This is a genomic window from Pseudomonas sp. Ag1, assembly GCF_000278565.1.
In the GTDB taxonomy this organism is placed as follows: Bacteria; Pseudomonadota; Gammaproteobacteria; order Pseudomonadales; family Pseudomonadaceae; genus Aquipseudomonas.
In genome coordinates this window covers 55,941-67,944 of sequence record NZ_AKVH01000096.1, presented here as the reverse complement: position 1 = coordinate 67,944, position 12,004 = coordinate 55,941, and the positions used below count along the sequence as shown (strand labels likewise).

Below are 12,004 nucleotides of genomic sequence, written 5' to 3'. Positions count from 1 at the left end.
TGCTCCTGGTTCAGCGATGGGCGCGGTTGAAGTGCTTTTCCAGGCGGGCCTGGACGGTTTCCAGCACGATCGACAGCAGCCAATACAGCACGGCGGCGGTGATCAGCATTTCCAGGTGCCGGAACTCGGCGCGTCCCTGGGTTCGTGCCAGGAACATCAGCTCCCAGACGCCGATCACCGACACCAGCGAACTGTCCTTGAGCATCGAGATGAACTGGTTGCCCGTTGGCGGAATGATCAAGCGCATGGACTGCGGGAGAATCACCCGGGTCATCGTCTGGAACGGGTTCAGGCCAATCGCCCGCGAGGCTTCCCACTGGCCCCGCGAGATGCTGCTGATACCGGCGCGGAAGATCTCCGTCATGTAGGCGCCATAACACAGCGAGAGCGCCAGGATCCCGGCTGGAACCGCCCCGACGACATAGCCGAGCTGGGGAATGCCCAGGTAAATCAGATAGATCTGGATCAGCAGCGGAACGCCGCGGAAAAACGAGGTGTAGAAGCTCGCAATCGCAATCGCGAAGCCGTTGGAAGACAAGCGCGCGGTGGCGCCCAGCAGCGCCAGGACGAACGCAATCGCAATCGAAATCGCCGACACGTAGACGGTGGTGAACACCCCCTGGGTGATCATGAAGCCGATTTTGGTCGCGATGAAACTGTAGGAAAGGTTGAAGGTGTCGAAGAACAACAGGAACAGCACCAGCAACTCGCACCAGACCGTGATGATCTGCGCGCGTAAGGGAAAGCGGCCAAGGATGAACAGGTTCAGCACCACCGTCAGGGTGAACGTGCCGCCCACTGCAATATCTCGTGCCAGTGGTGCCTTCAGGTCGAGAACGATGGGGCCCATCAAGTGGGAGAGGCGGCCTTCACCGACGCCGCAGGCGAGCGTGATGATGAAAATCACCACGGCCACCGCGCCCATGAATACCGCGCTGTCCGTCATGCGGGTCTTGACGATATGGTCTCTGTACATGGCTTACACGCCCCGGGGTGAGCCCCTTTATTGTTGTAAGCCCATTATGGGTTGACGAAATGCCGGGCGGCACCCTGCGGATTGTTGGGATTTGCGGTTTTTATGAGCGTATGAGGGGAGGGGAGCCGTACATATGCCGGACGGAGTCATCAGGCTTTCGCCAGCAATCATTTCGCGCCAGACTCATGGGCATTCATCGCCCCAAGGTAGCCACCATGATTTCCCATGTGTTTTTAGGTACAGGTGATTTTGATCGGGCTTTTGCTTTCTATTCGAAGGTGATGGCTGAGTTGGGCCTCAGGTTGAAATTTTGCGATGCGGATAAACCGTGGGCCGGTTGGGTGGCTGAAACCGAACCTCGCCCGATCTTCGTCATTGGGGCGCCATTTGATGGCAACCCGAGTGCACCCGGGAATGGGCAGATGGTGGGGCTACTTGCGCCCAGTCGGGAAGCGGTTAGAAGAAGTTATAGAGCGGCGTTGGCGCTCGGCGGGATATGTGAAGGAGAGCCTGGATTAAGGCCTCACTACCACCCCGATTATTACGGCGCGTATTTTCGAGATACTGATGGCAACAAGCTGTGCGTGTGCTGCCATGATCCACAAGCAAATTACCCTCGGTGAGGGTGAGTTGAACGAGCAAAAGCTGAGGCTGGGAACGCTGAACAGGGCTGAGGGCGTTGGGGCGGGTTTGGAACTGGGATTGAGGTAGTGATCCATGGCGCGCTGGGCGGCCTGGTGGAGTTTTGGATCGGAAGTTCCCGGAGGATTAGGGGTAACCTTGAACATTGTCTGGATGCTCCATTTTGGCCCCCGCCTTATCGCCACTAAACGAAAGGTGGCAGCTGTGTGCAGGTTAGTAGAGCGGATATTCCAGACAAAACCGGCGCGCCCGAGGGCGCCCTGCACACAGCCACCATTAAGCACAGACAAAGACGTCTGACAGATGATGCTTATGCACATTGCCTAGAATACTTCGGGCTACTAAACCCGATCACTGAGGTTTCAGCGACCGAGCAACCTCAGAGCCCCATACCCAAGCGCACAAGCCGGCGGATTCTGACGCAACTGTAGGCAATGGGGCAAGGCACCTCACGGCTTGCTATAGGCCATGTACTCATTCTGCAAGACAATATGGTCGGCCACGTACTTCGCATCATGCCAAACCCCGTAGATAAACGAAGACGCGCGGTTCACCAGGTTCGGCAAACCCAAAAAGTAAATCCCGCTTTCCGCCGAAATCCCGCGCTTATGGAAAGGCTCACCTTTCTCGTCGAACGCATTCACTTTCAACCAACTGAAATCAAAACTGAAACCCGTGGCCCACAGAATCGTGGTCACACCGGCCTCAGCCAAATCCAGGCTCAGGATCGGATTCACCAGGCACTCCGGGTCAGCCAACAATTCCCACGCTTCCGACTCCGGCTCAAACGGCAGGCCGTTCTGCTCGATATAGGCGTCGGCATCCCGCAGCACATCAAAGTAGGCACGGTCACCTTCAGCCACGTTAGCCGCCAGGCCGGGCTCAAACTCCATCACGCCTTCATTCCACGACCGAGTAACACCCACCAGCGTAATGCCCATGTGCGCCAGGCGGCGGAAGTCGACGGTCTTGCCGCCTTCATAGCCACTGACGGCAAACGCCACATGCTTCTTCTTCGGCTGGATTTTGACCTCGTCCCACAAGCCCAGCGCGCCCAGCCACCAGCAGTAATCACGGCCACGATACGAGCGAGGAGGGCGATAGTGTTCGCCCACCGAGAGGTACACGGTCTTGCCGGCCTTTTGCAGTTCCTCGGCAATTTGTGAACCCGATGCGCCAGCGCCCACCACCAACACAGCACCCTCGGCCAACTGGCCGGGATTCTTGTAGGCCGAGGAGTGCAGCTGTTGAACCGTGGCGTGTGCGGGCACCAGATTCGGAATGGACGGACGTTGAAACGGGCCTGTCGCCGCAACAACGTTGGTGGCCTCGATCACACCCGCCGAGGTGGTCACCTTGAACCCGGGGCGACCCACGTGGCGTTCCACTTGCTGCACTTCAACCCCGGTGCGCACCGGAGCCTTCAGCATGTTCACGTACTCTTCAAAGTAGGCCGCCATGCGCTCTTTCGGCGGGAAGCTCTCGGGGGAAATGCCTTCGAATTTCATGCCGGGAAAACGGTCGTGCCAGGCCGGGCCGTTGGCGACCAGCGAGTCCCAGCGCTCGGACCGCCAGCGCTCGGCGATGCGGTTACGCTCCAGCACGATGTGCGGCACGCCCATGAGTGACAGATGCTCGCTCATGGCGACCCCCGCCTGGCCTGCGCCCACCACCAGGGTGTTGATCTTTTCAACTGACATGTGAGCTTCCTAAAGATAAGCGACCATCGACCGGTATCAGTGTGATCAAGCAACCGCCAGCCGGAAATTATGCTTTTTGAACGTAGAGGTTAGGCAAAACCAAAGCCCTTCAATCGGTCTCCAGCAGCTCGGCCACCGCCGTCAGGGCCAGGCGGTAGCCCAGCGCGCCGAGGCCTGCGATCACGCCGGTGGCGGCTTTGGACACATAGGAGTGATGACGGAAAGCCTCGCGCTTCCAGATGTTGCTCATGTGCGCTTCGATGATCGGGCCGTCGAACGCCAGCAGCGCATCGAGAATCGGCACCGAGCTGTAGGTCAGGCCGGCGGCGTTGATGATCACCGCGTCGGCGTTGAGCCGGGCCTCCTGAATCCAGTCCACCAGCACCCCTTCATGGTTGCTCTGGCGAAAATCCAGGGTCAGGCCCAGTTCGATAGCGTGGCGCTGGCAGCACGCTTCGATGCTGGCGAAGCTTTCGCTGCCGTAGGTGCCGTTCTTGTCCAGCCCGTACAGGTTGGCGTTGGGGCCGTTGAGGAAATACACAGTGCGGGGCATGGCAAGCTCCAGGTGGCTCATGGTTGCTGGTTGGGGTTCCAGTCATCCGGCACCACCGCAATCACATCGATCTCCATCAACCACTCCGGCTGGCCCAGACCCGAAATCACCAGGCCGGTGGAGATCGGGAACACGCCCTTGAGCCATTTGCCGACCTCCTGGTACACCGGTTCGCGGTAGCGCGGGTCGATCAGGTAGGTGGTGGTCTTCACGATGTGCGACAAATCGGAACCGGCTTCCTCCAGCAGTTGCTTGACGTTTTTCATTGCCTGTTCGGCTTGCGCGCGCGGGTCGCCGAGGCCGATCAGGTTGCCGTCGAAGTCCGTGCCGATCTGGCCACGTACATAAATGGTATTGCCGGCGCGCACGGCCTGGCACAGGTCGTTGTCCAGCGCCTGGTTGGGGTAGGTCTGCTTGGTGTTGAACATGCGGATACGGGTATGGGTGGGCATTGCTGGCAACTCATGAGGCGCGGAATAAATCCAGCTTCACATTGGCCTCGCCCGCGCGAAACCAGCATTTGCGCGAGGTAATGCTTAGGCAAAACCGAAGCGCCATCCGCCGGCGTCAGCGTCGGGCTAAAACAGCAATCGGCATGAACCATGCAACGCTGTGTTTGAGGCAGGCGGCGCCGGCTTGGCGTCAGCTTATTGATGATGTGGAGGCGTGATGCTCAGTCGTATTACCCAGCGCCAACTGGAATATTTCGTGGCTTCCGGTGAGGCAGGCAGCATCAGTGCGGCGTCTGAGCGCATTCATGTGTCGTCGCCGTCTATCTCGGCTGCGATCACCCACATGGAGGCCGAGTTGGGCATCCAGCTGTTTGTGCGGCATCACGCCCAGGGCATTTCCCTCACGGCAGTGGGGCGCCAGGTGATGCAGGAGGCCAAGCTGATCCTGGAGCAGATGACCAACCTCTACACCATCGCTTCCGAGTCGCTGAACACCGTGCGCGGACCGCTGCGGGTGGGTTGCCTGGAGTGGCTGGCGCCGATGATCACCCCTGAGCTGGTGTTTGGTTTTGGCCGCGCGTTTCCAGGTGTACGCCTCACGCAAGTGGAGGGCAACCACGAGGAAATGCTGGAAAAACTGCGCAGCGCCGAGATCGATATCGCCCTGACCTACGACCTGGTGACCAGTGACGACATCGACTTCCAGCCGCTGGCGCAATTACCGCCGTATGTGATGGTGGGTGAGTACCACCCGCTCGCAAGCCTGTCGGCGGTGAGCATGCTCGACCTTGAGGATTACCCGGTGGTGCTGCTGGACACGCCCTGGAGTCGGGAATATTTCCTCAGCTTCTTTATGCAGGCCGGTACCACACCGAACATCATCATGCGCTCCAGCAACCTTGAAACCGTGCGCTCGATGGTTGCCAATGGCATCGGCTATTCCTTCGCGAATGCCCGGCCCAAAGCCAATCTTTCCCAGGACGGCAAGCGCTTGATCCGCCTGCGCTTGTCCGGCCCGCACCGGCCCATGCAGCTGGGCTATGCCACGGCGAGCAATACCCAATTGTCCCGCGTGGTGTCGGCGTTTGCCGAGCGTTGCCGCATGTTCGTTTCAGACCAGTACATCCCGGGCATGGCGGCCCCGAGCTTTTTTGATGCCCATGCGGTGCGCACCCTGAACGGCGCGGGCTGAGCCGCGTGCTTTCCTGCTTTTCTGTGGGAGCTGGCTTGCCTGCGATGCAGGCACCTCGGTCTTCCAGGTACACCGGGGCGATGCTATCGCAGGCAAGCCAGCTCCCACAGGGGATCGCGTTTGCTTCGCACCAAGATGTGGCGCTGATTGCCTGATGGGCGAGGTGTCGCCCCATTAAGAGACAGGCTGTTTTACCAGTCCAGTCGTCACCCAGGGAACGGTGACGCTGCGTAGGTTCTCCCTACCCAATAGGCCGGCTTTTACGAATTGACCCCAAGGGCCTCTCCCCACGAATCTCAGTCCATCGGTGCAGATCAGGGTTCGACCTTCACGTTGAGCATTCGGTGGGCATTTTCATTTTTTTGTCGAGCACAGTGACGATGACTTTCAACTGGAATTACATGTTTGGTTTGCTGGCCGATGCCGAGTTCTGGCGGGCGACATGGACGGTCATCCAGCTCAGTTCGTTGACATGGGTCCTGAGTATCGCGCTGGGCTTCCTGCTGGCCCTGGCCAAGCAGTCAAAGCACGCGCTGATTAGCCTGCCGGCGCGTGGCTATATCTGGTTGTTCCGCAGCCTGCCGCTGCTGGTGCTGCTGATCTTCATCTACAACCTGCCACAGGCGATTCCCGCCACGTCGGTGATTCTGGCGGACCCGTTCTGGGCCGGCCTGCTGGCGCTGGTGATCTGCGAAACCGCCTATGTCGCTGAGATTCACCGGGGCGGCCTGCTGTCGATTCCCAAAGGTCAGGGCGAGGCCGCCCGGGCACTGGGGCTGAAGTTTTTCGGGATCCAGTGGCGGGTGGTGATCCCGCAGGCATTGCGGGTGGCGCTGCCGTCGCTGGCCAACGAATACATCTCCATCGTCAAGCTGACCTCGTTGGTGTCGGTGATTTCGCTGACCGAGATCCTGATGGTCGGCCAGCGCCTGTATTCGCAGAATTTCCTGGTGATCGAGACGATGGCGGCGGTGGCTTTTTTCTACGTGTTCATCGTCACGGTGTTCGACTTCCTGCTCAAACGGCTCGAGCGTTTTCTCGACGTCAATCAACGCAACGTGTCCCGGGTACCTGATGCCGAGGTGCTGGCGCTGGCGACCCGACAGCACGTCGCCCTGCAACGCCCTGTCAGTACCGAAGGCCCGGCGCTGCAGGCCAGCCGGCTGCACAAGGCCTACAACGATGTAGAGGTACTGGGCTCGGTCAACCTGCAGATCCAGCCCGGCGAAGTAGTGTCGGTGATCGGGCCTTCGGGCTCCGGAAAAACCACCCTGATTCGCCTGCTCAACGGTCTTGAGCAACTGGACAACGGCGAGATCCAGATCAACGGCCAACCCTTTATTCACCTGAACAAAGTCGGCGCGCAGAAGCCGCAGTATGTCGAGCACGCCGAGCATCGCCTGAACATCGGCATGGTGTTCCAGAGCTTCAATCTATTCCCGCATCTGAGCGTGCTCGACAACTTGCTGATGGCGCCGAAGTACCACCACCTCGGCAAGCTGGATGAGCTGAAGCAACAAGCCTACGCGCTGCTGCACAAGGTCGGCATGCTCGATCACGCCTGGAAGTACCCGCATCAGCTTTCCGGTGGCCAACAGCAGCGCGTGGCCATCGCCCGCGCCCTGATGATGCGCCCGCAAATCATGCTGTTTGACGAGCCCACCTCGGCCCTGGACCCGGAAAAAGTCAACGAAGTCCTGCAGGTCATCGAGGCCCTGGCCCAGGAGGGCATCACCATGGTGATCGTCACCCATGAGATGAATTTCGCGTTCAAGGTCTCCGACCGGATCGTGTTCATGGAGAGAGGCCGTGTGGTGTGCGACGACACGCCGCAGGCGCTGCGCAGCGGCGAAAACCCACGTGTGGAGGCGTTCCTCAAGGACGTCTCGCTGGCGTAACCCCTTTAACGTTCGAGCGACAAGAGAGCCACAACATGATCGAGCAAGCGCAAATTGAACAGTTTCACCGGGACGGTTTTCTGGTGGTGCAAGACGTGCTGTCGGCTGAAGAAGTCGCCGCGTTGCAGCACGACTTCGACCAGTGGGTAGAAGACAGCCGCAGCCACGAACAGGGCTGGGGTGAAACGGCAGATGGCCGTGCGCGTTTCGACCTGGAAGGCGACCATCGCCCGGATCATCCCTCGCTGCGCCGAGTGAGTTCGCCCACCGAAATTTCGCCGGCATACCAGCGTGTGGCGTTGCATTCGCGGATGGCAGCGATCTCCGCGCAACTGATCGGGGGCGGCGGCACGCGTTTTCATCACAGCAAGATCAACTCGAAACTGCCCCACACCGCCACGCAGGTGAAGTGGCACCAGGACTTCCTGTTCACGCCCCACAGCAATGACGACATCGTCACGGCCTTGCTCATGGTCAGTGAAGTCACACCGCAGAATGGCCCGTTGAATGTGATTCCCGGCAGCCACAAAGGCCCGTTGTGGTCCCACTGGCGCGACCAGCGTTTCACCGGTTCGGTGGACGACACGGTGGTCGACGACCTGTGCCACGACCCGGTCGCCTGTTATGGCCCGGCCGGTTCCGTGTGCTTCATGCACACCCGTCTTTTGCACGCTTCAAGCCCTAACGAGACCGAACTGCCGCGCACCCTGTTCATCAGCGTCTACGCCGCTGAAGACGCGCTTCCATTCGGCGAAAACCCGCTGCCCAGCGCGCACGCCGGCCTGATAGTGGCCGGTGAAGAAAGTGGGCTGGTGCGTTCCACGGAAAACCACCTGCGCTTGCCGCAGAAGCCCCGTGGCGCCTCTTTCTTTGTGCAACAGGCCGGCCAGGATTCAGTCACTGCCTAACCTTCTTCTCACCTTGCAGGGTATTACCATGACAGCGTTTCAGATGATTGCTCGCCCTATTGCCGTGTGCCTGCTGGGCGCTGCGGTTGCAATGACGTCGTTGGCGGCTTCGGCTTTCCAGAAAGACGGGAAAATCGTCGCAGGTTCCGATGTGACCTTCTTTCCCTATGAATACATGGATAACAACAAGCCCGCCGGCTTTGATATCGAATTCATGGATGGCCTGGCCAAGACCATGGGGCGCACCGTCGAGACCCTCGACACGCGCTTTCCCAACCTGATCACCGGCCTGCAGGCGGGGCGATTCGACGTGACCAACTCTTCGATGTACATCACCGCCGAACGGGTGAAAGTCATCGATATGATTCCCTACCTGAAAAGCGGTGAGTCGATCCTGACGCTCAAGGGCAGCGACTTCCAGCCCAAGACCCCTGAAGAGTTCTGCGGCCACAAGATCGGCTCGATGGGCGCCACCTCCTGGCTGGCGCAGATGCACAAGCTGTCGGATGAGTACTGTGTGAAGAAAGGGCTGAAGCCGATCGCGATCAGCGAGTACAGTACCGACCCGCAAACCACCCAGGCCTTGCTGGCTCATGCTGTTGAAGCGCAGATCACCGATGCGGCCGTGGCCCGTGGCGCAGTGGAAAAACTCGGCGGGCGCGTGGTGATTTCTTCCGATACCTTGATCTACCCGGTGTTGAACGGCTTTGGTGTGAAGAAGGGCAATGACGAGGTCAAGAACGCCTTGATCGAAGGCATCAAGAAGTTCAGCGCCACCCCTGAATACGCCGCCTTGCTCAAGAAATACAACTTCCAGGCGCCTACCGATGCCGACATCGCCGAGCTGATGCCGAAGTCCTGACCGGAAACTGTTCACTTAAGGAACACGCCATACCTGTGGCGAGCGAGCTTGCTCACTACAGATTATGGGGTACTTGTCCTGCGGAGAAAGCTACATGGCGTTATCACTTGAAGAGCAAACCCGCATCGACCTGGCGGCAACTTTCCGCATCGTTGCGCACCTTGGCATGCATGAGGCAGTGGCCAACCATTTCAGCGCGGCGGTGTCGGCCGACGGCAAACAGTTCCTGCTCAACCCGAAGTGGAAGCACTTCTCGCGTATCCGCGCCAGTGACATGCTGCTGTTGAATGCCGACGACGCCGGCGGTGCCGATCATCCGGAGGTAGACGCTACCGCCTGGTCGATCCACGGGCAGATTCACCGGCTGTTGCCGCAAACCCGCGCCGTGCTGCACCTGCACCCGGTGTACACCACGGCGGTAGCCTGCCTGGCCAAGCCGCATATCCCTGCGATCGACCAGAACACCGCGCGCTATTTCAATCGCGTGGCGGTGGACGAGCTGTACGGTGGCATGGCCGACACCGAGGCCGAGGGCGAGCGCCTCGCCGGTTTGCTGGATGGCAAGAGCCGCTTGTTGATGGGCAACCATGGGGTGATGGTCACAGCCACCTCCATCGGCGAGGCATTCGATGATATCTGGACCCTGGAGCGCGCCTGCCAGATCCTCGTCACGGCGTGGTCCACCGGCCAGCCGCTGCGGATACTGTCTGACGAAGTGGCTGAAAAGACCGCGCGGGGATGGGAAGGCATCACGGATTTCTCGCAACGGCATTTTGAAGAAATGAAGCAGTTGATGATCGACGCCGACCCTTCGTTGCTCGACTGATTTCACCCCTCACAGGCAGGAACCCCCATGACCTTTTCGGTTGTCGCCCGCTGTGCCGAAACCGGCCAGTTGGGTATCGCTATCAGCTCGTCGAGCATTGCCGTGGGCGCCCGTTGCCCGTGGCTGCGCCCCGGCGTGGGCGCGGTGGCGTCGCAGAACATCACGTTGCCGGCCCTCGGCCCGCAAACCCTGGACCTTTTGGCCCAGGGCATGGCCCCGAGCGAGGCGCTGGCCACCGCGCTCACCCCGCAGAGCCGTAGCGAATATCGCCAGGTGACAGTGATCGATAGCACTGGCCGAACCGCACACTTCAGCGGCGCGCAGACCCTGGGCATCCACCACGCGGTCAGCGGCGAGCAATGCGTGGCGGCAGGGAACATGCTGGCGAATACCGGTGTGATCGAAGCCATGGTGCGCGCCTTCGAAGATACGCCCGGGCATCTCGCCGACCGGTTGCTCGCCTCCATGCAGGCGGGGGCGGCGGGAGGCGGCGAGGCGGGGCCAGTACATTCTGCCGCGCTGGTGGTGGTCGGTGACCACCTGTGGCCCATCGTCAACCTGCGGGTGGACTGGGCCGACGTGGATCCGATCGGCACCCTGGACCAACTCTGGCAGGCCTATCGCGGGCAAATGCAGGACTATATCGACCGCGCCATCAACCCGCAAAGCGCCCCTGGCTACGCGGTGCCGGGAGATGACCGATGAGCCGCAGCCGTGACCTGCTGGCGCACCTGGTCAGCTTTGACACCACCAGCCGCGAATCCAACCTCGCCCTGATCGACTTCGTGCGCAACTACTTGCAGCACCATGGCGTGAGCTGTGAATTGTTGTTCAACGAGCAAAAGAGCAAAGCCAATCTGTTGGCCACCATAGGTCCGGCGGAGGTGCCCGGTATCGTGCTTTCGGGCCATACCGACGTAGTATCTGTAGACGGTCAGTGCTGGAGCGTTGCGCCGTTTGAACTGACCGAGAAGGATGGCAAGCTGTACGGGCGTGGCACCGCCGACATGAAGGGCTACCTCGCCTGCGTGCTGGCCAGCGTACCGGCGCTGGTGCAGGCACCGCTGCGCATGCCGGTGCATATCGCGCTGTCTTACGATGAAGAGGTGGGCTGCCTGGGCGTGGGGTCGCTGATCGAAGCGTTCCATGCAAAAACCGTCAAGCCGTTACTGTGCGTGATCGGCGAACCGACCGAACTCAAGCCGGTGCTGGGCCACAAGGGCAAGCTGGCGATGCGTTGCGAGGTACATGGCGCGGCGTGCCATTCGGCGTATGCGCCGTCGGGTGTGAACGCCATCGAATATGCCGCGCTGTTGATCATCGAACTGGGCCGGCTCGGTGAAGAACTCAAGGCGCCGCAACATCACGACGGGAGTTTTGATCCGCCGTTCTCCACCGTGCAAACCGGCATGATTGCCGGTGGCAACGCCCTGAATATCGTCCCGCAAAACTGCAGCTTCGACTTCGAAGTGCGCTCACTGCCCGCACAGAATCTCTGGCACGTCGCGGACCAACTGCGGGGTTACGCCGAGCACACCTTATTGCCCGCGATGCAGGCGGTGAGCGGGCAGTGTGCAATCCACTTCAGTGAGCTGTCGAGTTACCCAGGGTTGTCGACATCAGCGCAGAGCCAGGCGGCTGAATGGGTTGCCGACTTTTGTGGCTCTCAGGCATACGGCACAGTGGCGTTCGGCAGCGAAGGCGGGCTGTTTGATCAGGCGGGCATTCCCACCGTGGTATGTGGACCGGGCAGCATGGACCAGGGGCACAAGCCTGACGAGTTCATCAGCGTTGCGCAGCTTGAGGCCTGTGACCGGATGCTGGAGAAAGTGTTGGTGTTTGCCAGTCGGCAATCCTGATTCAGCAAGCACCCATCCTGTGGCGAAGGAACTTGTTCCCGTTGGGCTTCGAAGCAGCCCTAAACCCTGCAATCGTATCGACCTGAAGGAACACCAGTGCCTGTTTTGGGGCCGCTTCGCAGCCCAGCGGGAGCAA

12 protein-coding genes and 1 pseudogene are annotated in these 12,004 nt (G+C 60.3%); 8 read left to right on the top strand and 5 right to left on the bottom strand.

The features are described 5' to 3' along the window. Positions 1–10 precede the first annotated feature (10 nt). Complete coding sequence (locus tag A462_RS18030) at positions 11–976, bottom strand: amino acid ABC transporter permease (RefSeq protein ID WP_008434702.1); 966 nt, start codon at positions 974–976, stop codon at positions 11–13. Between the two features lie 215 nt (positions 977–1,191). Between A462_RS18030 and A462_RS33365 the strand changes: the two genes are divergently transcribed. Continuing rightward, positions 1,192–1,599, top strand: coding sequence for a VOC family protein (locus A462_RS33365; protein ID WP_083853205.1), 408 nt, complete (start codon positions 1,192–1,194; stop codon positions 1,597–1,599). 33 nt (positions 1,600–1,632) lie between these two features. Here the strand turns inward: A462_RS33365 and A462_RS35240 are convergent. From A462_RS35240 to A462_RS18045, 4 genes and pseudogenes are all read right to left on the bottom strand, one after another. Next, positions 1,633–1,764, bottom strand: a pseudogene (locus A462_RS35240) (DUF6124 family protein); the annotation flags it as partial. A gap of 303 nt (positions 1,765–2,067) precedes the next feature. Next, positions 2,068–3,318, bottom strand: coding sequence for a flavin-containing monooxygenase (locus tag A462_RS18035; protein WP_008434698.1), 1,251 nt, complete (start codon positions 3,316–3,318; stop codon positions 2,068–2,070). Positions 3,319–3,427: 109 nt separating this feature from the next. Beyond that, positions 3,428–3,871 (bottom strand): type II 3-dehydroquinate dehydratase, encoded by a 444-nt coding sequence (locus A462_RS18040; RefSeq protein ID WP_032899328.1) that lies wholly within the window; start codon positions 3,869–3,871, stop codon positions 3,428–3,430. A 17-nt stretch (positions 3,872–3,888) separates the two neighbouring features. Further along, positions 3,889–4,323 (bottom strand): RidA family protein, encoded by a 435-nt coding sequence (locus A462_RS18045; protein WP_003215629.1) that lies wholly within the window; start codon positions 4,321–4,323, stop codon positions 3,889–3,891. Positions 4,324–4,540: 217 nt separating this feature from the next. Here A462_RS18045 and A462_RS18050 point away from each other — a divergent pair, with 217 nt between their 5' ends. The 7 genes from A462_RS18050 to argE all read left to right on the top strand — a co-directional run bounded on the left by A462_RS18050 (position 4,541) and on the right by argE (position 11,868). Further along, positions 4,541–5,515 carry a LysR family transcriptional regulator gene (locus tag A462_RS18050; RefSeq protein WP_008434694.1) on the top strand — a complete coding sequence of 325 codons (975 nt, stop codon included), beginning with the start codon at positions 4,541–4,543 and terminating at the stop codon, positions 5,513–5,515. 380 nt (positions 5,516–5,895) lie between these two features. Continuing rightward, positions 5,896–7,413, top strand: a complete 1,518-nt coding sequence (locus A462_RS18055; RefSeq protein WP_003215631.1) for an amino acid ABC transporter permease/ATP-binding protein — start codon at positions 5,896–5,898, stop codon at positions 7,411–7,413. A gap of 35 nt (positions 7,414–7,448) precedes the next feature. Continuing rightward, positions 7,449–8,321 (top strand): phytanoyl-CoA dioxygenase family protein, encoded by an 873-nt coding sequence (locus A462_RS18060; RefSeq protein ID WP_008434690.1) that lies wholly within the window; start codon positions 7,449–7,451, stop codon positions 8,319–8,321. Positions 8,322–8,349: 28 nt separating this feature from the next. Then, positions 8,350–9,183: an ABC transporter substrate-binding protein gene (locus tag A462_RS18065; protein ID WP_023658745.1), complete on the top strand. Its 834-nt coding sequence runs from the start codon at positions 8,350–8,352 to the stop codon at positions 9,181–9,183. Between the two features lie 94 nt (positions 9,184–9,277). Beyond that, complete coding sequence (locus A462_RS18070) at positions 9,278–10,009, top strand: class II aldolase and adducin N-terminal domain-containing protein (protein ID WP_008434687.1); 732 nt, start codon at positions 9,278–9,280, stop codon at positions 10,007–10,009. Between the two features lie 27 nt (positions 10,010–10,036). Further along, entirely contained in the window at positions 10,037–10,714 is a 678-nt protein-coding gene (locus A462_RS18075; RefSeq protein WP_008434686.1) for a DUF1028 domain-containing protein, read from the top strand. Then, on the top strand, positions 10,711–11,868 hold the full coding sequence (gene argE, locus A462_RS18080; protein WP_008434684.1) for an acetylornithine deacetylase: 1,158 nt from the start codon (positions 10,711–10,713) through the stop codon (positions 11,866–11,868). Before A462_RS18075 ends, argE begins: the two co-directional genes overlap by 4 nt. The last annotated feature ends 136 nt before the right edge of the window (positions 11,869–12,004 follow it).

Coding starts and splice junctions, on each gene's coding strand:
- A462_RS18050 (WP_008434694.1), top strand. CDS start 4,541: ATGCTCAGTCGTATTACCCAGCGCCAACTGGAATATTTCGTGGCTTCC.
- A462_RS18035 (WP_008434698.1), bottom strand. CDS start 3,318: ATGTCAGTTGAAAAGATCAACACCCTGGTGGTGGGCGCAGGCCAGGCG.
- A462_RS18055 (WP_003215631.1), top strand. CDS start 5,896: ATGACTTTCAACTGGAATTACATGTTTGGTTTGCTGGCCGATGCCGAG.
- argE (WP_008434684.1), top strand. CDS start 10,711: ATGAGCCGCAGCCGTGACCTGCTGGCGCACCTGGTCAGCTTTGACACC.
- A462_RS18065 (WP_023658745.1), top strand. CDS start 8,350: ATGACAGCGTTTCAGATGATTGCTCGCCCTATTGCCGTGTGCCTGCTG.
- A462_RS18060 (WP_008434690.1), top strand. CDS start 7,449: ATGATCGAGCAAGCGCAAATTGAACAGTTTCACCGGGACGGTTTTCTG.
- A462_RS33365 (WP_083853205.1), top strand. CDS start 1,192: ATGATTTCCCATGTGTTTTTAGGTACAGGTGATTTTGATCGGGCTTTT.
- A462_RS18030 (WP_008434702.1), bottom strand. CDS start 976: ATGTACAGAGACCATATCGTCAAGACCCGCATGACGGACAGCGCGGTA.
- A462_RS18075 (WP_008434686.1), top strand. CDS start 10,037: ATGACCTTTTCGGTTGTCGCCCGCTGTGCCGAAACCGGCCAGTTGGGT.
- A462_RS18040 (WP_032899328.1), bottom strand. CDS start 3,871: ATGCCCCGCACTGTGTATTTCCTCAACGGCCCCAACGCCAACCTGTAC.
- A462_RS18070 (WP_008434687.1), top strand. CDS start 9,278: ATGGCGTTATCACTTGAAGAGCAAACCCGCATCGACCTGGCGGCAACT.
- A462_RS18045 (WP_003215629.1), bottom strand. CDS start 4,323: ATGCCCACCCATACCCGTATCCGCATGTTCAACACCAAGCAGACCTAC.